The 19836-nt window shown below is 63.0% G+C and carries 19 protein-coding genes and 1 pseudogene; 10 read left to right on the top strand and 10 right to left on the bottom strand.

Translation table 11 applies throughout. The features are described 5' to 3' along the window. Positions 1–49: 49 nt before the first annotated feature. Positions 50–403, bottom strand: a complete 354-nt coding sequence (locus Q6A48_RS01875) for a RidA family protein (RefSeq protein ID WP_304551544.1) — start codon at positions 401–403, stop codon at positions 50–52. Next, positions 375–1679: a D-amino acid dehydrogenase gene (gene dadA / locus Q6A48_RS01870; RefSeq protein WP_304551543.1), complete on the bottom strand. Its 1305-nt coding sequence runs from the start codon at positions 1677–1679 to the stop codon at positions 375–377. Before dadA ends, Q6A48_RS01875 begins: the two co-directional genes overlap by 29 nt. Before the next feature lie 156 nt (positions 1680–1835). On the opposite strand from dadA, the gene Q6A48_RS01865 reads away from it, so the two are divergent. Beyond that, positions 1836–2324 carry an Lrp/AsnC ligand binding domain-containing protein gene (locus Q6A48_RS01865; protein WP_003177284.1) on the top strand — a complete coding sequence of 163 codons (489 nt, stop codon included), beginning with the start codon at positions 1836–1838 and terminating at the stop codon, positions 2322–2324. Positions 2325–2387: 63 nt separating this feature from the next. Here Q6A48_RS01865 and Q6A48_RS01860 read toward each other — a convergent pair whose 3' ends face one another. Continuing rightward, on the bottom strand, positions 2388–2741 hold the full coding sequence (locus Q6A48_RS01860; RefSeq protein WP_304551541.1) for a YkgJ family cysteine cluster protein: 354 nt from the start codon (positions 2739–2741) through the stop codon (positions 2388–2390). Between the two features lie 146 nt (positions 2742–2887). On the opposite strand from Q6A48_RS01860, the gene Q6A48_RS01855 reads away from it, so the two are divergent. Continuing rightward, positions 2888–4201: an NAD(P)/FAD-dependent oxidoreductase gene (locus Q6A48_RS01855; protein WP_304551539.1), complete on the top strand. Its 1314-nt coding sequence runs from the start codon at positions 2888–2890 to the stop codon at positions 4199–4201. A gap of 112 nt (positions 4202–4313) precedes the next feature. Here Q6A48_RS01855 and Q6A48_RS01850 read toward each other — a convergent pair whose 3' ends face one another. Continuing rightward, positions 4314–4559 (bottom strand): DUF1127 domain-containing protein, encoded by a 246-nt coding sequence (locus Q6A48_RS01850; RefSeq protein ID WP_304551537.1) that lies wholly within the window; start codon positions 4557–4559, stop codon positions 4314–4316. A 179-nt stretch (positions 4560–4738) separates the two neighbouring features. Here Q6A48_RS01850 and Q6A48_RS01845 point away from each other — a divergent pair, with 179 nt between their 5' ends. Together Q6A48_RS01845 and Q6A48_RS01840 are read left to right on the top strand one after the other, a co-directional pair. Further along, a complete protein-coding gene (locus Q6A48_RS01845) occupies positions 4739–6172 on the top strand; it encodes an aminotransferase-like domain-containing protein (RefSeq protein ID WP_304551535.1) in 1434 nt (477 codons plus the stop codon). Positions 6173–6233: 61 nt separating this feature from the next. Further along, complete coding sequence (locus tag Q6A48_RS01840; RefSeq protein ID WP_304551534.1) at positions 6234–7799, top strand: phospholipase D family protein; 1566 nt, start codon at positions 6234–6236, stop codon at positions 7797–7799. Positions 7800–7823: 24 nt separating this feature from the next. Here the strand turns inward: Q6A48_RS01840 and Q6A48_RS01835 are convergent, their stop codons facing one another. Both Q6A48_RS01835 and Q6A48_RS01830 read right to left on the bottom strand, forming a co-directional pair. Beyond that, on the bottom strand, positions 7824–8966 hold the full coding sequence (locus Q6A48_RS01835) for an MFS transporter (protein WP_304551532.1): 1143 nt from the start codon (positions 8964–8966) through the stop codon (positions 7824–7826). A 149-nt stretch (positions 8967–9115) separates the two neighbouring features. Beyond that, positions 9116–10609, bottom strand: a complete 1494-nt coding sequence (locus Q6A48_RS01830) for an aldehyde dehydrogenase (protein WP_304551531.1) — start codon at positions 10607–10609, stop codon at positions 9116–9118. Between the two features lie 240 nt (positions 10610–10849). On the opposite strand from Q6A48_RS01830, the gene Q6A48_RS01825 reads away from it, so the two are divergent. Further along, a complete protein-coding gene (locus tag Q6A48_RS01825; protein ID WP_042728985.1) occupies positions 10850–11212 on the top strand; it encodes a cupin domain-containing protein in 363 nt (120 codons plus the stop codon). Between the two features lie 116 nt (positions 11213–11328). Here Q6A48_RS01825 and rpmG read toward each other — a convergent pair whose 3' ends face one another. Then, a complete protein-coding gene (gene rpmG, locus Q6A48_RS01820) occupies positions 11329–11484 on the bottom strand; it encodes a 50S ribosomal protein L33 (RefSeq protein WP_003177274.1) in 156 nt (51 codons plus the stop codon). Between the two features lie 11 nt (positions 11485–11495). Next, positions 11496–11729, bottom strand: a complete 234-nt coding sequence (gene rpmB, locus Q6A48_RS01815) for a 50S ribosomal protein L28 (RefSeq protein ID WP_007921114.1) — start codon at positions 11727–11729, stop codon at positions 11496–11498. Between the two features lie 436 nt (positions 11730–12165). Here rpmB and Q6A48_RS01810 point away from each other — a divergent pair, with 436 nt between their 5' ends. After that, positions 12166–13752, top strand: a complete 1587-nt coding sequence (locus tag Q6A48_RS01810) for an ABC transporter substrate-binding protein (protein WP_304551511.1) — start codon at positions 12166–12168, stop codon at positions 13750–13752. 147 nt (positions 13753–13899) lie between these two features. Here Q6A48_RS01810 and radC read toward each other — a convergent pair whose 3' ends face one another. Then, positions 13900–14574, bottom strand: coding sequence for a RadC family protein (radC, locus tag Q6A48_RS01805; protein WP_304551509.1), 675 nt, complete (start codon positions 14572–14574; stop codon positions 13900–13902). A gap of 145 nt (positions 14575–14719) precedes the next feature. Here radC and coaBC point away from each other — a divergent pair, with 145 nt between their 5' ends. From coaBC to argB, 4 genes and pseudogenes are all read left to right on the top strand, one after another. Further along, positions 14720–15928, top strand: a complete 1209-nt coding sequence (coaBC, locus tag Q6A48_RS01800; protein WP_304551508.1) for a bifunctional phosphopantothenoylcysteine decarboxylase/phosphopantothenate--cysteine ligase CoaBC — start codon at positions 14720–14722, stop codon at positions 15926–15928. 6 nt (positions 15929–15934) lie between these two features. Continuing rightward, positions 15935–16390 carry a dUTP diphosphatase gene (dut, locus tag Q6A48_RS01795; protein WP_304551507.1) on the top strand — a complete coding sequence of 152 codons (456 nt, stop codon included), beginning with the start codon at positions 15935–15937 and terminating at the stop codon, positions 16388–16390. A gap of 251 nt (positions 16391–16641) precedes the next feature. Next, positions 16642–18045 (top strand): annotated as a pseudogene (locus Q6A48_RS01790) (phosphomannomutase/phosphoglucomutase); the annotation flags it as partial. Between the two features lie 26 nt (positions 18046–18071). After that, positions 18072–18977, top strand: a complete 906-nt coding sequence (gene argB / locus Q6A48_RS01785) for an acetylglutamate kinase (RefSeq protein WP_053150277.1) — start codon at positions 18072–18074, stop codon at positions 18975–18977. Between the two features lie 168 nt (positions 18978–19145). Here the strand turns inward: argB and pyrE are convergent, their stop codons facing one another. Continuing rightward, positions 19146–19790, bottom strand: coding sequence for an orotate phosphoribosyltransferase (gene pyrE, locus Q6A48_RS01780; RefSeq protein ID WP_304551504.1), 645 nt, complete (start codon positions 19788–19790; stop codon positions 19146–19148). Between the last annotated feature and the right edge of the window lie 46 nt (positions 19791–19836).

The following is a 19836-nucleotide window of genomic DNA, read 5'->3' as shown; positions in this document are numbered from 1 at the left end:
GCGAACCACCGACAGCACCGGGAGAGGGATCTTTTGCCAGCTCAAGGCTTCAAGGCAGGGCGGCCACCACCGACAGCTCCACCAGGATGCCCGGCTCGCACAGCTTGGCTTCTACCGTGGCGCGGGCCGGCGCGACGCCCTTGGGCAACCATTTGTCCCAGACGGCGTTCATGCCGGCGAAATGGGCCTCGATGTCCTTCAGGTAGATCGTCACCGACAGCAGGCGGCTCTTGTCGGTCCCGGCCAGGTCGAGCAGACGCTCGATATTGGCCAGGGTCTCGCGCGTCTGCTGTTCGATCCCGGCGCTCATGTCGTCGCCAACCTGGCCTGCCAGGTAAACGGTGCCGTTGTGCACGACCACCTGGCTCATGCGGTCATTGGTGAGCTGGCGCTGGATTGACATGTTTCGCAGACTCCTTTTTCTGGCTGCCATAACGGGAAATATCGAGGCCTTCGGCGCTGATCTGCGGCTTTTTCTTCGCCATCAGGTCGGCCAGCAGGCGCCCGGAACCGCAGGCCATGGTCCATCCGAGGGTGCCATGGCCGGTGTTCAGGAACAGATTCTTGAAAGGGGTGGCTCCCACGATCGGCGTGCCGTCCGGGGTGGTCGGGCGCAGGCCGGTCCAGAAACTGGCCTGGGCCAGATCGCCGCCTTGAGGATAAAGGTCGTTGACGATCATCTCCAGGGTTTCACGTCGGCGCGGGTTCAGGGACAGGTCGAAACCGGCGATTTCGGCCATGCCGCCCACGCGAATGCGGTTGTCGAAACGGGTGATCGCGACCTTGTAGGTCTCGTCGAGAATGGTCGAGGTCGGTGCCATCGACGGGTTGGTGATCGGCACGGTCAGGGAATAACCCTTGAGCGGATACACCGGCGCCCGGATCCCCAGGGGCTTAAGCAACTGCGGCGAATAGCTGCCGAGGGCGAGCACGTAGCGGTCGGCGGTTTCCAGCTTGCCGTCGATCCACACGCCGTTGACGCGATCACCGGCGAAGTCCAGGCGCTGGATGTCCTGGCCGAAGCGGAACTGCACGCCGAGCTTGACGGCCATTTCCGCCAGGCGCGTGGTAAACATCTGGCAGTCGCCGGTCTGGTCATTGGGCAGGCGCAGGGCGCCGGCCAGGATGTCGGTGACATTGGCCAGGGCCGGTTCGACCCGGGCGATGCCTTCGCGGTCGAGCACTTCGAACGGCACGCCCGACTCCTTCAGCACCGCGATGTCTTTTGCCGCGCCATCGAGTTGCGCCTGGGTGCGGAACAGCTGTGTCGTTCCCAGGCTCCGGCCTTCGTAGGCAATGCCGGTTTCGGCGCGCAGCTCGTCGAGGCAGTCGCGGCTGTACTCGGAGAGGCGGACCATGCGCTCCTTGTTGACGGCATAACGGCTGGCGGTGCAATTGCGCAGCATCTGCGCCATCCACAGGTATTGGTCCATGTCGGCCGTGGCCTTGATGGCCAGCGGCGCATGACGTTGCAGCAGCCACTTGATGGCCTTGAGCGGCACACCCGGCGCGGCCCACGGCGAGGCATAGCCCGGCGACACTTGCCCGGCGTTGGCGAAGCTGGTTTCCATGGCCGGCGCAGGCTGACGGTCGACCACCACCACTTCAAACCCGGCTCGCGCCAAGTAGTAAGCACTGACGGTACCGATGACGCCGCTACCCAAGACCAGAACGCGCATGTTGTTGCCCTCATCGCGGATAACCGCTGACGTTTTGTTGTACAAACCCTCGATGGGCGCAGTGTAAAAAAGATTAGCCAGTGCTTTTCACTATATAACTGCCTATATTTGGCGAGAATTCTCGGCAAAAACCCTTTTCACGGAGGCGCATCACCTGTGCGTACCAACACCCAGACCAAGCGCGAGCTGGACAAGATCGACCGCAACATCCTGCGCATCCTCCAGGCGGACGGGCGGATCTCCTTCACGGAATTAGGCGAGAAGGTCGGCCTGTCCACCACGCCCTGCACCGAGCGGGTGCGGCGCCTGGAACGCGAAGGCATCATCATGGGCTACAACGCCCGGCTCAATCCGCAACACCTGAAGGGCAGCCTGCTGGTGTTCGTCGAGATCAGCCTCGACTACAAGTCCGGCGATACGTTTGAAGAATTCCGACGCGCCGTGCTGAAACTGCCCCACGTGCTGGAATGCCACTTGGTATCGGGGGACTTCGACTACCTGGTCAAGGCGCGGATTTCCGAAATGGCCTCCTACCGCAAGCTACTGGGGGACATCCTGCTCAAGCTGCCCCATGTGCGCGAATCCAAGAGCTACATCGTGATGGAAGAAGTGAAGGAAAGCCTGAGCCTGCCGATTCCGGACTGAGCGCTGTCGTGGCGGCGAGCCTGCGCGCGAAGGCGCTCCCCTTCAGTGCGGATCAAGCGCTCCTCAGACCAGCACCTGGCGATTGGATGCCATGTATTCATGAATCTGCCGTTCGACCCGCGGGTGGATCAACTCCACCGGTCGCCGTCCGTTGGGGCATGGCAAGGTCGCCGTCGTACCGAACAACCGGCAGATCAGCGGTCGCTCGTCATACACGGTGCAACCGCCGGGGCCCAGGTGCACGCAGTCGAGCGCTTCCAGGGCCGCATCCTGCTCTGCACGGGACTTGCGCGGCAGACGGGCCATTTCCTCCGGCGAGGTGGTCACCGGGCCGCAGCAGTCGTGGCAGCCGGGGACGCACTCGAACGAGGGAATCTGCTGGCGCAGCGTGCGGATTTTCTGACTGTTGCAACTCATGGAAACGACTACCCAGGTGGAACGATGCCCGATTCTGCCTTAAAAGCCTCGTCCCAGACACCGCCAGCCGACCGCTGTTGCCCGGGGACGAATCCACGGCTTATGCTCCGTCAAATTTCTCAAACACAACAATCAGGATTACGCACATGAACGCCCGTGTTCAGCAACCGGTCCCGAACCACGCGCACGCCGCCTCCTACTACGCCGCCAGCAGCTTGCCGCAACCGGACCATCCGCTGCTGCAGGGCGAGTGCGTGGCGGATGTGTGCGTGGTGGGCGGCGGGTTTTCCGGGCTGAACACCGCCATCGAATTGGCTGAACGCGGCCTGAGCGTCGTGCTGCTGGAAGCCCACAGGATCGGCTGGGGCGCCAGCGGCCGTAACGGTGGCCAATTGATCCGGGGGGTCGGCCATGGCCTTGACCAGTTCGCCCCGGTCATTGGTGCCGACGGTGTCCGTGAGATGAAACTCATGGGCCTCGAGGCCGTGGAAATCGTCCGACAGCGCGTCGAGCGGTTCCAGATCCCCTGCGACCTCACTTGGGGTTACTGCGACCTCGCCAACAAACCCAGTGACCTGGAAGGCTTCGCCGAAGACGCCGAGCAATTGCGCAGCCTGGGTTATCGTCACCAGACCCGGCTGTTGCAAGCCCACGAAATGCACAGTGTCGTGGGGTCGGACCGCTACGTTGGCGGCCTGATCGACATGGGCTCGGGCCACTTGCATCCACTGAACCTGGCCTTGGGCGAAGCCGCCGCCGCGCAACACCTTGGGGTCAGGTTGTTCGAACAGTCGGCGGTCACCCGCATCGATTACGGCGCCGAAGTAAAAGTGCACACCCGGCAGGGCTCGGTTCGCGCCAAGACACTGGTGCTTGGCTGCAACGCCTACCTCAACGGCCTCAACCCGGAACTCAGCGGCAAGGTATTACCCGCCGGCAGCTACATCATCGCCACCGAACCCCTGAGCCACGCCCAGGCCCAGGCCGTGTTGCCGCAGAACATGGCGGTGTGTGACCAACGGGTGGCGCTGGACTATTACCGGCTCTCGGCGGATCGACGCTTGCTGTTCGGCGGCGCCTGCCACTATTCAGGCCGCGACCCGCAGGACATCGCCGCGTACATGCGGCCGAAAATGCTCAAGGTGTTCCCGCAACTGGCGCAGGTGAAGATCGACTATCAATGGGGCGGGATGATCGGGATCGGCGCCAACCGCTTGCCACAGATCGGCCGGCTCAAGGACCAACCCAACGTGTACTACGCCCAGGCCTATTCCGGTCATGGGGTGAATGCCACGCACCTGGCCGGCAAATTGTTGGCCGAAGCGATCTGTGGACAACAGAGCCGGGGCTTCGACCTGTTCGCCCAGGTCCCGCACATGACTTTCCCCGGCGGCAAGCACCTGCGCTCGCCGCTGTTGGCACTGGGGATGTTGTGGCATCGGTTGAAAGAGTTGGTTTAAGCGCTTCGCCACGACTGACGACGCTTTCGCGGGCAAGCCTTGTTCCCACAGGCCATTTCAATCTGTGGGAGCAAGGCTTGCCCGCGATAGCCGTCTCGGGGCCGGCACCCCTTCAAAGCCGCCAGAACGGCTTGAGCCCCTCCTCCCGTGCCTGCTCCCGGCTCAACCCGATGTCACGCAACTGTTCGGGTGTCAGTTCCAGCAAGGCTTTGCGTGTATGCAAGCGATGCCAGAACAGGTCCCAGCGGCTCAGGCTGGCCGGTGCATTGCGCGACATCGCGTTGCGCAGCCCCTTTTCCTGCCCTGCCGCCAGTTCCTGACTGTGTAACGCCAGCCGCACATCGCTCAAGCCGTTCATTTTTTTCGCTCCTGTTTACTTGGGTCGCCAGAGGTTTCATGATGTGCGAACGACCAAAAGCGATACAGATTCAATCGATTTGTTTTATTTCCATACAGATCGGGCGTTTCTTGCACTGAATCGTGATTTTCCGATTCAACTGTATTGGTCGTCGTTATCCAGCCCATCGGGAATGCGCCATGACCCTCTACGTGAACCTCGCCGAACTGCTCGGCACCCGCATCGAACAAGGCTTCTATCGCCCGGGCGACCGACTGCCTTCTGTACGGGCATTGAGCACCGAGCACGGGGTCAGCCTGAGTACGGTGCAGCAGGCCTATCGCATGCTGGAGGACAGCGGCTTGGCGATGCCGAAAGCCAAGTCCGGCTATTTCGTACCGGTCAGTCGCGAATTGCCGGACCTGCCGGCGGTGGGCCGTCCGGCCCAACGGCCGGTGGACATTTCCCAGTGGGACCAGGTGCTCGAATTGATTCGCGCGGTACCGCGCAAGGATGTGGTGCAGTTGGGCCGGGGCATGCCGGACATCAATTCGCCGACCATGAAACCGCTGCTGCGCAGCCTGGCGCAGATCAGTCGCCGGCAAGACATGCCCGGGCTGTATTACGACAACATCCACGGCAACCTGGCGTTGCGCGAACAGATCGCCCGCCTGCTCCTGGATTCGGGTTGCCAGCTGGGCGCCAACGACCTGATTGTCACCACCGGCTGCCACGAAGCGTTGTCGGTGAGCATCCGCGCCACCTGCGAACAGGGCGACATCGTCGCGGTGGACTCCCCCAGCTTCCATGGCGCCATGCAAACCCTCAAGGGCCTGGGCATGAAGGCCCTGGAAATCCCCACCGACCCACTCACCGGTATCAGCCTGGACGCCCTCGAACTGGCCCTGGAGCAATGGCCGATCAAGGCCATACAGTTGACCCCCAGTTGCAACAACCCGCTGGGCTACATCATGCCGGAAGCCAACAAACGGGCCCTGCTGACCCTGGCACAGCGCTTCGACGTGGCGATCATCGAAGACGACGTGTATGGAGAATTGGCCTACACCTACCCGCGCCCTCGTACGATCAAATCCTTCGACGACGATGGCCGGGTCCTGCTCTGCAGTTCCTTTTCCAAGACCCTGGCGCCCGGCTTGCGCGTGGGTTGGGTCGCGCCCGGCCGGTACCTCGAACGGGCCCTGCACATGAAGTACATCAGCACCGGCTCCACCGCGCCGCAGCCGCAGATTGCCGTGGCGGAATTTCTCAAGGCCGGGCATTTCGAACCGCACTTGCGCCGGATGCGTGCGCAATACCAGCGCAATCGCGACGTCATGATCGACTGGGTCAGCCGCTATTTCCCGCCGGGCACCCGCGCCAGCCGGCCCCGGGGCAGCTTCATGCTGTGGGTCGAACTGCCGGAAGGCTTCGACACCCTGAAGCTCAACCGGGTCCTGCACGACCAGGGCGTACAGGTCGCCGTCGGCAGCATCTTTTCCGCCTCGGGCAAGTACCGCAACTGCCTGCGGATGAACTACGCTGCCAAGCCAACGGCGCAGATCGAAGAGGCCGTGCGCAGGGTGGGCGCCGCCGCGATCGAGCTGTTGAACGAAACCCGGCGCGACGTCGTCTGAACTGTACGCCGGGAAGCGGCACCCAACTGCCAATCAACGCAATCGAGCGGAACGATCCTACGTGAGATCCAGACCGATCCTGCCTGCGCTACTGCTAGTCGCCTCGCTGCTGGGCGGCTGCGCCAGTCTTGATGTCACCCGCGAGCCCTCCCAGGCGCTGCCGGCCAGCGAGTCCTCGTTCGGTCGTTCGGTCCAGGCCCAGGCGACGCCCCACGATGGGCAATCGGGCTTTCGCCTGCTGCCGGACAGCACCGACGCCTTCATCGCCCGGGCCGAGCTGATCCGCCATGCCCAGAGCAGCCTGGACTTGCAGTACTACATCGTCCACGACGGTATCAGCACGCGGATGCTGGTGGATGAACTGCTCAAGGCCGCCGACCGGGGTGTGCGGGTGCGGATCCTGCTGGACGACACCGCCAGCGACGGCCAGGAAGAAACGATCGCGACCCTCGCCGCCCACCCGCAGATCCAGGTCCGCCTGTTCAACCCGCTGCACCTGGGCCGGGCCACTGGCGTGACCCGCAGCCTTGGACGCCTGTTCAACCTGTCGTTGCAACACCGGCGCATGCACAACAAATTGTGGCTGGCAGACAACAGCATGGCCATCGTGGGTGGACGCAACCTGGGGGACGAATATTTCGATGCCGAGCCCAACCTGAACTTCACCGACATCGACCTGCTCGGCGTCGGACCGGTGGCCGAACAACTGGGGCACAGCTTTGACCAGTACTGGAACAGCGCCCTGAGCAAACCCATCGAACAATTCCTGTCCCATCGCCCCACCGACAAGGACCTGGCCGACAGTCGGGTGCGCCTGCAAGCGTCCCTCGAGCAGACCCACAAGGAAAACCACGCGCTCTATCAACAGTTGACCACCTACAAGACCCAGCCGCGCCTGGACACCTGGCGCAACCAATTGATCTGGGCCTGGAACAAGGCGATGTGGGACGCGCCGAGCAAGGTGCTGTCCAAGGACGAGCCGGATCCGCAGTTGCTGTTGACCACGCAACTGGCGCCGGAGCTGACAGGCGTCAGCAAAGAATTGATCATGATTTCCGCCTACTTCGTCCCTGGCCAACCGGGCTTGGTCTACCTGACCAGCCGCGCCGATGCCGGGGTGTCGGTGAGCCTGCTGACCAATTCCCTGGAAGCCACCGACGTGCCGGCGGTGCATGGTGGCTACGCACCGTATCGCAAAGCGCTGCTGGAACATGGGGTACGCCTGTTCGAACTGCGCCGGCAACCGGGCGAAACCGGCGGCCGCCCCCATCTGTTCTACAGCAAGTCCTACGGTGAATCGGACTCGAGCCTGCACAGCAAGGCGATCATTTTTGACCGACAGAAAGCCTTCATCGGCTCGTTCAATTTCGACCCGCGCTCAGTGCTGTGGAACACCGAGGTCGGCGTCCTGGTGGACAGCGAGGCGCTCGCCGGCCAAGTGCGGGAGCTGGCCCTGCAAGGCATGGCACCGGCCCTGAGCTATCAGGCGCGACTGAAGGACGACACCCTGGTCTGGACCACCGAAGATAACGGCCAGCTGCATGACCTGGAACGCGAACCGGGCAGCTGGTGGCGCCGGTTCAACGCCTGGTTCGCCAAGACCGTCGGCCTGGAACGGATGTTGTAGGCGCGGCTCATAGGGGCATGGCGATCATGCGGCTTGCGTGGCCCCCAACGCCCCTTGGCGCAACAACAGGATCACCAGGCCGAAGGCGCCCGCCGCCATGAACAACGGCAGCGCATGCCCACTGATCCACTGGCTGCCCGCGCCCGCCGCCAACGGGCCGACCAGGCAACCGATCCCCCACAACTGGGCGACATGGGCATTGGCTCGCACCAGCGCATCGTCACGGAAACGCTCGCCGATCAAAATCAGCGACAAGGTGAACAAGCCACCCGCGCTGGCGCCGAACAGCACCCAAAGCGGCCAGATCAAAGGCGTATCGATCAGTGCCGGCACCGCCAGGCTGGAGACCATCAACAACACCGCGCAGCCGGTGAACAACGTCCGGCGCGACATGGAGTCGGCCAGGGCGCCGATGGGCAATTGCAACAGGGCATCACCCACCACCACGGTGCTGACCATCGCCAATGCCACCTCGGCGCTGAAACCCTGGCGCAAGCAGTAGACCGGCAGCAACGTCAGGATCATCGCCTCGAAGGCGGCGAACAATGACACCGCCCAGGCAATCGCCGGCAAGCCTCGGCAGAACGCCCACAGGTCGCCCAACGTGACACTGCCGGCTTCGCTGCTAGGCGCGCCGCTACGCCCCAGCAACAGCAGCGGTGCGACCGACAGCAGGCCGACGCCCACCCAGAAGCCGTAATCGTGGTCGGTCCCCAGCACGCCGAGCAGCAACGGGCCGGACAGTTGGCTCAAGGCATAGCTGCTGCCATACAGCGCCACCAGCCGCCCTCGCCATTTCTCGATGACCAGTTGATTGATCCAGCTTTCGCCGAGGATGAAGACCAGGGTCAGGACCACGCCAATCACCAGGCGCAGCACCAGCCAGACCGGATAGCTGGGCATCAGCGCCAGCAACCCGATCGACAGCGCCCCACCCCACAGGCACAGGCGCATCAACGCCGCCGTGCCAACGCGTGCAGCCAGCCGGCTCGACACCTTGGCCCCCAGCAACACACCAACGGCAGGCATGGCCGCCATCACGCCAATGGCGAACGAACCGTAGCCCCACCCTTCCAGGCGCAGCGACACCAGTGGCATGCTGACGCCCAGGGCCAGGCCCACGCTCAGGACAGACGCCAGCACGGCGAAATAAGTCGCCCAACGCATTTCCACGCTCCTGTGGCCAGTGATCGCCTCAAAACACTGTGGGAGCGAACCGGCTCGCGAAGGCGGGGCAACATTCGACAAAGTCGTCGACTGTCATACCGCTTTCGCGAGCCGGCTCGCTCCCACAGGGAATCGGCGCTGCTCGTGTGTCAGAGCTTGATCCAGGTCGCCTTGAGCTCAGTGTACTTGTCGAACGCATGCAGCGATTTATCGCGGCCGTTGCCCGACTGCTTGAAGCCGCCGAACGGCGCGGTCATGTCGCCGCCATCGTACTGGTTGATCCAGACGCTGCCGGCGCGCAGCGCCTTGGCGGTCAGGTGGGCCTTGGAAATATCCTTGGTCCACACCGCCGCCGCCAGGCCGTAGGGCGTGTCGTTGGCAATCCGGATGGCTTCTTCGGCGCTGTCGAAGGCGATGACCGACAGCACGGGGCCGAAGATCTCTTCCTGGGCAATCTTCATGGCATTGCTCACACCATCGAAAATCGTCGGCTCGACGTAGGTGCCGCCGGTTTCCTCGAGGATCCGCTTGCCGCCCGCCACCAGCTTGGCGCCGTCGCTGTGACCGGCTTCGATGTAGGACAGCACGGTGTTCATCTGCTGGGTATCCACCAGGGCACCGACGTTGGTGGCCGGGTCCAGTGGATTGCCGGGCTTCCAGCCCTTGAGGGCCTCGATCACCAGCGGCAGGAAGGTGTCCTTGATGGAACGTTCCACCAGCAGGCGCGAACCGGCGGTGCAGACTTCACCCTGGTTGAAGGCAATGGCGCTGGCGGCGGATTCGGCGGCGGCCTGCAGGTCGGGGGCGTCGGCGAACACGATGTTCGGGCTCTTGCCACCGGCTTCCAGCCAGATGCGCTTCATGTTGGATTCGCCGGAGTAGACCATCAACTGCTTGGCGATCTTGGTCGACCCGGTGAACACCAGCGTATCGACATCCATGTGCAGGGCCAGGGCCTTGCCGACGGTATGACCGTAGCCAGGCAGCACGTTCAGCACGCCTTTCGGGATGCCGGCCTCGATCGCCAGGGCCGCGATACGGAGGGCGGTCAGCGGGGATTTTTCCGACGGCTTGAGCACCACCGAGTTACCGGTGGACAGTGCCGGGCCGAGCTTCCAGCAAGCCATCATCAACGGGAAGTTCCACGGCACGATAGCGCCCACGACCCCTACCGGCTCGCGAGTCACAAGGCCCAGTTGATCGTGGGGCGTCGCCGCCACTTCGTCATACAGCTTGTCGATGGCCTCGCCGCTCCAGCTCAACGCCTGGGCCGCGCCCGGCACGTCGATGTTCAGCGAATCGCTGATCGGCTTGCCCATGTCCAGGGTTTCAAGCAGGGCCAACTCTTCGGCATTCTGCTTGAGCAGGCCGGCAAAGCGAATCATGGCAGCCTTGCGCTTGCTGGGTGCCAGGCGCGACCAGACACCGGAATCGAAGGTTGCGCGAGCGTTTTCCACCGCGCGCTGGGCGTCGGCCACATCGCATGCGGCGACCTTGCCCAGCAGGCGACCATCGACCGGGCTGAGGCAATCAAAGGTTTCGCCGGACACCGCATCCGTGTATTCACCGTTGATGAAGGCGCGGCCTTCGATCTTCAGGTCGCGGGCGCGTTGTTCCCAGTCGGCACGAGTCAGGGTGGTCATGCGTGTGTCCTCCTCTTATTTGGGTAAGAACGCCGCGCAACGCAGCGCTCGAAGAATTCTGCCCGGCCAGCCTGTTTCGGCACTGCTTTTGGCAGGGGCACCCGCCACCCTAAACCAGCGGCCGGTGAAGTTTCAATATATTTGACACGACGGCGGCAAACGGCCTTGCGATGTTCGTTTTAATAAACATAGACTTTGGCTCTTCCAGCCATCCGCGCCGTCATTCACGGGGTTTACCGCATGAGCATCCAGGACATCGTCGATTTCAGCCACGCCACCACTGCCGCCGATCGCTACCGCCCGGATCCGGCCAAGGTCCTCAAGGGCGACCCCGAGCAGGCGGTGTACAACCACTACAACAGCCCGTGCGGACAAATGAACGCCGGCGTCTGGGAAGGCGCCGTGGGCCAGTGGACCGTCAACTACACCGAACATGAGTACTGCGAGATCGTCCAGGGCGTCTCCGTGTTGCGGGACAACGACGGTAATGCCAAGACGTTGCGCGCTGGCGATCGCTTCGTGATCCCGGCGGGGTTCAAGGGCACCTGGGAAGTGCTGGAGCCGTGCCGCAAGATCTACGTGGTGTTCGAACAGAAGGCCTGACGGGTACTTTCGTGGGAGCGAGCCCGCTCGCGAAGAGACCGGACAGACAAAAAGCAGCCCACAAAAAAGGCCCGTATCTCGCGATACGGGCCTTTTTTGTGGGAGGGAAAAATCAATTACTTGATTTTGCCTTCCTTGTAGATCACGTGCTTGCGAACAACCGGATCATATTTCTTGATCTCGATTTTGTCCGGGGTAGTACGCTTGTTCTTGTCGGTAGTGTAGAAGTGACCAGTACCGGCGCTCGAGATCAAACGAATCAATTCACGCATGATTAGCTCCCTTAAACCTTGCCATCGCGGCGAAGTTCGGCCAGCACGACATCAATGCCGCGCTTGTCGATGATACGCATGCCTTTGGCAGATACGCGCAGACGTACAAAACGTTTCTCGGACTCAACCCAGAAGCGGTGATGCTGCAGGTTCGGCAGGAAACGACGACGGGTTTTGTTGTTTGCGTGGGAAATGTTATTCCCAGTCACCGGACCCTTACCGGTAACTTGACAGACTCTCGACATGCCTCAGCCCTCTAAAACCACATGCCCAACCCGGCATGGGTTGGCCGCTTAATCTCTCAGTCATTTGGCGCCAGGCGCCGCGTTTCTTTAAGGGTCTTACCGGCTACACCTACAGTGAAGGAACCGGGCCCCTAGAAAAGAGCGCTGCTTTATACCAGAAAGACCACGGTGCAACAACAACCGATGTGATTTGTCTTTGCCCAAGCGCACCGCCCGACCGTCCCGAACGGCTGGGGCAAAGGCCGGCACAGCCGGTGACCGCTCGTCGCTACGCGCCGGTTTTTTTCACTTGCGCCAGGTTCGAGCCCGCCCCGCGCCGCCACAGGGTGCCGGAAAATGCAAAAAGGGGATAGTCATTTACCAGCGAGCCCACTAGGGTAGGCCTTTTCCAGACTGCACTCGCAGATGGGCCTTCGACCTGACAAGGAAACCGATCATGCGCCTCGCTGCCCTATCCCTGTTGTTAGTCCCTCTGCTGGCCAGCCCGCTGGCCCGGGCCGCCGCCCTGAGTGTCTGTACCGAGGCCAGCCCGGAAGGGTTCGATGTCGTCCAGTACAACTCGCTGACGACCACCAACGCCTCTGCCGATGTGCTGATGAACCGCCTGGTGGATTTCGACACCGCCAGCGGCAAGGTGGTCCCCAGTCTCGCCAAGAGCTGGGAGATCTCCACCGACGGGCTGACCTACGTGTTCAAGCTGCGCCCACAGGTCAAGTTCCACCGCACCGACTATTTCACGCCCCGCCGCGACCTGACCGCCGAGGACGTGAAGTTCAGCTTCGAACGCATGCTCGACCCGGCCAACTCCTGGCACAAGGTGGCCCAAAGCGGCTTCCCCCACGCCCAGTCCATGCAACTGCCCACGCTGATCAAGAAAATCGACGCGCTGGACCCGTTGACCGTGCGCTTCACCCTCGACCATGCCGACTCGACGTTCCTGGCAACACTGAGCATGGGCTTTGCCTCCATCTATTCGGCCGAGTACGCCGAGCAGTTGATGAAGGCCGGCACACCGGAAAAACTCAACGCCCAGCCGATCGGCACCGGCCCGTTCATTTTCAATCGGTTCCAGAAGGACGCCTCGATCCGCTACAAGGCCAACGACGCCTACTTCGATGGCAAGCCCCAGGTGGACCCGCTGATCTTCGCCATCACGCCGGACGCCAACGTGCGCTTGCAGAAACTGCGCCGCAATGAATGCCAGATCGCCCTCTCGCCCAAGCCACTGGACGTGCAGGCCGCTCGCCAGGAACCGACGCTTGGCGTGGCCCAGACCGACGCCTTCATGACCGCCTTCGTGGCGATCAACAGCCAGCATCCGCCGCTGGACAAGCCCGAGGTGCGCCAGGCCATCAACCTCGCCTTCGACAAGGCCAGCTACCTCAAGACCGTCTTCGAAGGCACCGCGGCGGCGGCCAACGGGCCTTATCCGCCCAACACCTGGAGCTACGCCAAGAGCCTGCCAGGCTATGCCCACGACCCCGCCAAGGCCCGCGAACTGCTGACCAAGGCCGGCTTGAAGGAAGGCTTCCAGACCACCATCTGGACCCGTCCTTCCGGCAGCCTGCTGAACCCGAACCCGAGCCTAGGCGCGCAACTGCTGCAATCCGACCTGGCGGAAATCGGCATCCAGGCCGAAATCCGGGTGATCGAATGGGGCGAGCTGATCCGTCGTGCCAAGGCCGGCGAGCATGACCTGCTGTTCATGGGCTGGGCTGGCGACAACGGCGACCCGGACAACTTCCTCACACCGCAGTTTTCCTGCGCGGCGGTCAAGTCCGGCACCAACTTCGCTCGCTACTGCAACCCGGACCTGGACAAGCTGATCAGCGCCGGCAAGACCACCGGCGAGCAAGGCGTGCGCGCCAAGCTCTACGAACAGGCCCAGGCACAGATCCAGCAACAGGCCCTCTGGCTACCCCTGGCCCACCCGACCGCCTTCGCCCTCACCCGCAAGGACGTACAGGGTTATGCCGTCAGCCCGTTTGGCCGGCAGGATTACTCCAAGGTCAGCCTCAAATAATCCCGGCTCCAGAGTCCCGCCGGAGGCGCCTGTGGGAGCAAAGCTTGCTCGCGATGACGTCATCACATACAGCCCTTGTGATGGCTGTAAAACCGCTATCGCGAGCAAGCTTTGCTCCCACAAAGGATTATTCAAGCCTGACCGCGCCTACATCCACCCATACTCGACCATCGACAGCGGCTCCCCATCGCCGACGATGAAATGGTCGAGCACCCGCACGTCGATCAGCTCCAGCGCTTCCTGGAGGCGCTCGGTGAGCACCCGGTCGGCCTGGCTCGGCTCGGTGTTGCCGGAGGGATGGTTGTGACACAGGATCAGCGCGGCGGCGTTGTACGCCAGGGCGCGCTTGACCACTTGCCGGGGATGGACGCTGGCGTTGTCGATGGAACCGCGAAACAGCACCTCGAAGCCCAGCACCTGATGCCTGGAATTGAGAAACAGGCAGCCGAACACTTCATGGGGTTCGTGGCGGAGCATCGACTTCAGGTACTCGCGGACGATCCCCGGGCTTTCCAGCGTGGTGCGTTGCCGGGCTCGTTCGGCCAAGTGACGACGGCTCATCTCCTGGGCCGCCTGCAACTGCGCGAACTTGGCCGGCCCCAAGCCCAACTGGCTGCTGAAGGTGATCTGGTCGGCCTCTAGCAGCGCACGCAGGCTGCCAAATTGCGTCAACAATTGTCGCGCCAGGTCCACCGCGCTTTTGCCGGACACGCCGGTGCGCAAGAAAATCGCCAGCAATTCGGCGTCCGAAAGACTGCCCGCCCCCGACACCAGCAACCGCTCCCGTGGCCGCTCAGCCACGGGCCAATCGCGAATACTCATAGCCTCTCCCTGATTGTTGGCACCGCTGTTCCGTAGCGGTCGCTGTGATATCGTAGCCCATCTTTTTTGCAGGCGATTTGCACCCTGGCAGGCTGTTGCCGGAGGGTTCGCACTGCACTGACCACTGAAATCGAAAGGCAGGCCTATGCAGCGGCTGTATCGGAAACGCATCGTTCTGGGCGTCGGCGGCGGCATTGCCGCCTACAAGAGCGCCGAGCTGGTTCGCCGACTCATCGACCAGGGCGCCGAAGTGCGGGTCGTGATGACCCGCGGCGGCAGTGAGTTCATCACTCCGCTGACCATGCAGGCACTGTCCGGGCACCCGGTTCACCTGGACCTGCTCGACCCGGCGGCCGAGGCCGCCATGGGCCATATCGAACTGGCCAAGTGGGCCGACCTGGTGCTGATCGCCCCGGCGACCGCCGACCTGATCGCCCGCCTCGCCCAGGGGATCGCCGACGACCTGCTGACCACCCTGGTGCTTGCCACCGACGCGGTGGTGGCCGTCGCCCCGGCCATGAACCAGGCCATGTGGCGCGACCCGGCCACCCAGGCCAACCTGCAACTGCTCGAAAGCCGCGACCTGAAGGTCTTCGGCCCGGCCTCCGGCAGCCAGGCCTGCGGCGATGTCGGCATGGGCCGCATGCTCGAAGCCACCGACCTGGCCCAGTGCGCCGCCGACTGTTTCCAGCGCCAGGCCCTGACCGGCAAGCACGTGCTGATCACCGCCGGCCCGACCCAGGAAAACATCGACCCGGTGCGCTACATCACCAACCACAGCTCCGGGAAAATGGGCTTCGCCCTGGCCGAAGCCGCCGTGGAAGCCGGCGCCCGGGTGACCTTGATCACCGGCCCGGTGCACTTGCCCACCCCGGACCGGGTCACCCGCATCGACGTGGTCAGCGCCCGGGACATGCTCGCGGCGTGCGAGGCCGCCATCCCCTGCGACCTGTTCATCGCCTCCGCAGCGGTCGCGGACTACCGCCCCGAAGTCGTTGCCCCGCAAAAATTGAAGAAAGACCCTACGAGCGGTGACGGCCTGCTCCTGCAAATGGTGCGCAACCCGGACATCCTGGCCAGCATCGCCACCCGCCCCGACCGTCCGTTCAGTGTCGGCTTCGCCGCCGAGACCGAACACCTGCTCGACTACGCCGCGCGCAAGCTCAAGGACAAGAACCTGGACTTGATCGTCGCCAACGACGTCGCCAACCCGAGCATCGGCTTCAACAGCGAGGAAAACGCCTGCAGCGTGATCGATCGCCAGTTGCACGCCACACTTTTCGCCCAGACCAGCAAGGGCAAGATCGCCCGCCAGCTGATCACCTTCATCGCCGAACGGCTGAACCAGGTTTAAATCTCCATGCACGCTCTACAAGCCAAGATCCTCGATCCACGCATCGGCAACGAATTCCCATTGCCGCAATACGCCACGCCCGGCTCCGCCGGCCTTGACCTGCGGGCCATGCTCCAGCAGGACACGCTCCTGGAACCGGGCCAGACCCTGCTGATCCCGACCGGCCTGTCGGTGTACATCGGCGACCCGAACCTGGCCGCGCTGATCCTGCCGCGCTCGGGCCTGGGCCACAAGCACGGCATCGTGCTGGGCAACCTGGTGGGCCTGATCGATTCCGACTACCAGGGCGAACTGATGGTGTCGTGCTGGAACCGTGGCCAGACAGCCTTCAACATCGCCGTGGGCGAACGCATTGCGCAGTTGGTGCTGGTGCCGGTGGTGCAGGCTCATTTCGAACTGGTGACGGAATTCGACGAAAGCCAGCGTGGCTCCGGCGGCTTCGGCCACTCCGGCAGCCACTGATCCCGCGGTGCGTGGCCGGGCGTCCTGCCCGGCCCGTTTATTAAGCTTCTGTTTCAGGGCGAAAAATGCGCAATGGCTTCCTGCTAGGTTTCCCATCCGGAATCAATGTATTAGGCGAGCGAGGTCGGGGTAACGCTGTCTCATGGCATTTTCCCACCACGAACTCTCTGTCAAAAACGCCGTCATACCCTTCAGCTTGAGCCTGCCGACGCCCCTCGTCGGCCTGTCCAGTCACCTTCTGATAGAGCGCCCCGCCCATGAACACCCCAGCCGCAATCGCCCCGATCTTCCCTGACAGCATCTTCCGCGCCTACGACATCCGTGGCGTGGTACCGGAAACCCTCACCGCGGAAACCGCCTACTGGATCGGCCGCGCCATTGGCTCCCAGAGCCTGGCCCAGGGCGAGCCGAACGTGTGCGTCGGCCGCGACGGCCGCTTGTCCGGCCCGGAGCTGGTCGCGCAACTGATCAAGGGCATCGCCGACAGCGGCTGCCACGTCAGCGACGTGGGCCTGGTGCCGACGCCGGCGCTGTACTACGCGGCCAACGTGCTCGCCGGCAAATCCGGCGTGATGCTCACCGGCAGCCACAACCCGTCGAACTACAACGGCTTCAAGATCGTCATCGCCGGCGACACCCTGGCCAACGAGCAGATCCAGGCCCTGCACACCCGCCTCAAGACCAATGACCTGAGCAGCGGCCAGGGCAGCGTGACCCAGGTCGACATTCTCGAGCGCTACAACGACGAGATCGTCAAGGACGTGAAGCTCGCTCGTCGCCTGAAAGTGGTGGTCGACTGCGGCAACGGCGCCGCCGGCGTGATTGCCCCACAACTGATCGAAGCCCTGAACTGCGAAGTCATCCCGCTGTTCTGCGAGGTGGATGGCAACTTCCCCAACCACCACCCGGATCCGGGCAAGCTGGAAAACCTGCAAGACCTGATTGCCAAGGTCAAGGAAACCAACGCTGACCTGGGCCTGGCCTTCGACGGCGACGGCGACCGCGTGGGCGTGGTGACCAACACCGGCAGCGTCGTGTTCCCGGACCGCCTGCTGATGCTGTTCGCCAAGGACGTGGTGGCGCGCAACCCGGATGCCGAGATCATTTTCGACGTCAAATGCACCCGTCGCCTGGTGCCACTGATCAAGGAATATGGCGGTCGTCCACTGATGTGGAAAACCGGTCATTCGTTGATCAAGAAGAAAATGAAACAAAGCGGCGCCCTGTTGGCCGGCGAAATGAGCGGCCACATCTTCTTCAAGGAGCGCTGGTTCGGTTTCGACGACGGCATCTACAGCGCCGCGCGCCTGCTGGAAATCCTCAGCAAGGAAAAATCCCCGGCCGAAGAGCTGTTCGCAACCTTCCCGAACGATATTTCCACGCCGGAAATCAATATCCATGTGACCGAAGAGAGCAAATTCAGCATCATTGATGCACTGCACGACGCTCAATGGGGCGAAGGCGCCGAACTGACCACCATCGACGGTGTGCGGGTCGACTATCCCCAGGGTTGGGGCCTGGTGCGCGCGTCCAACACCACGCCGGTGCTGGTCCTGCGCTTCGAGGCCGACAACGAGGCCGAACTGCAGCGCATCAAGGATGTGTTCCACACCCAACTCAAACGTGTTGCACCTGATCTTCAACTACCGTTCTGATTTTTGAAGTACCACCGGAGCCCTGAATGACCCTCGAACGCGAAGCCGCCGCCAATACCGCCAAGGTCCTGTCCGAAGCGTTGCCTTACATCCGACGCTATGTCGGCAAGACCCTGGTGATCAAGTACGGCGGCAACGCGATGGAAAGCGAGGAGCTGAAGACCGGCTTCGCCCGCGACATCGTGCTGATGAAGGCCGTGGGCATCAACCCGGTGGTGGTGCACGGCGGCGGCCCGCAGATCGGCGACCTGCTCAAGCGCCTGGCGATCGAAAGCCACTTCATCGATGGCATGCGCGTCACCGACGCACAGACCATGGATGTGGTGGAAATGGTCCTGGGCGGCCAGGTCAACAAGGACATCGTCAACCTGATCAACCGCCATGGCGGCAGCGCCATCGGCCTGACCGGCAAGGACGCCGAGCTGATCCGGGCGAAGAAGCTCACCGTGACCCGCCAGACACCGGAGATGACCCAGCCGGAAATCATCGACATCGGCCAGGTGGGCGAAGTGGTGGGCATCAACACCGACCTGCTGAACCTGTTGGTCAAGGGCGACTTCATCCCGGTCATCGCGCCGATCGGCGTGGGCGCCAACGGGGAGTCGTACAACATCAACGCCGACCTGGTGGCCGGCAAGGTGGCCGAGGCATTGAAGGCCGAGAAGCTGATGCTGCTGACCAACATCGCCGGCCTGATGGACAAGTCAGGCAAGGTCCTGACCGGGCTGTCCACGCAACAGGTCGACGACCTCATCGCCGACGGCACCATCTACGGCGGCATGCTGCCGAAGATCCGCTGCGCGCTGGAAGCGGTACAGGGCGGCGTCGGCAGCTCGCTGATCATCGATGGTCGGGTGCCAAACGCCATTCTGCTGGAGATCTTCACCGACACTGGCGTGGGTACGTTGATCAGCAATCGCAAGCGCTCTTAAGCGGTACCGAAAAAAAAGACCCCGCTCAACCTGGTTGGGCGGGGTCTTTTTTTTCCACTTCTTGTGGGAGCGAGCTTGCTCGTGATTGCGAAAGGTCAGTCGACATTGATGTCGGAAGTAAACCGTCATCGCGAGCAAGCTCGCTCCCACAGGGTATGACGCAAGCCTTTACACGCCAAACTGCGCCCGATAAGCCTCGACCGCCGGCAAATGCTGCTTGAGTTGCGGGTCGTCGGCCAGAAATTCCAGGACCTGGTTCAGCGACACGATGCTGATCACCGGGATCCCGAAGTCGCGCTCCACTTCCTGGATCGCCGACAGCTCGCCGTTGCCACGCTCCTGGCGATTCAGGGCGATCAATACGCCGGCGGCCTTGGCGCCGTCCTGGGAGCCGATGATCTGCATCACTTCGCGAATGGCGGTGCCGGCGGTGATCACGTCATCGATGATCAGCACGTCGCCGGTCAGCGGCGCGCCCACCAGGCTGCCGCCTTCACCGTGGGCCTTGGCTTCCTTGCGGTTGAAGCACCAGGGCAGGTCGCGGTCGTGGTGCTCGGCCAGGGCGACGGCCGTGGCGGCGGCCAGCGGGATGCCTTTATAGGCCGGGCCGAACAGGACGTCGAACGCAATACCGCTCTCGACAATGGCCGCCGCGTAGAAACGACCCAGCTGCGCCAGGGCCGAACCGCTGTTGAACAGGCCGGCATTGAAGAAGTACGGGCTGGTACGCCCGGACTTGAGGGTGAACTCACCGAAGCGCAGAACGCCGCGATCGATGGCAAAACGAATGAAATCGCGTTGATACGCCTGCATGAAAAAAGCCTCAGATACCGCGGATTTAGCTAAATAGGTACACGCC

The sequence above is a fragment of the Pseudomonas citrullilanati genome (assembly GCF_030580855.1).
Taxonomy (GTDB): Bacteria; Pseudomonadota; Gammaproteobacteria; order Pseudomonadales; family Pseudomonadaceae; genus Aquipseudomonas; species Aquipseudomonas citrulli.
The sequence above is the reverse complement of the archived record's forward strand: the minus strand, read 5'-3'. Positions and strand labels throughout refer to the sequence as shown.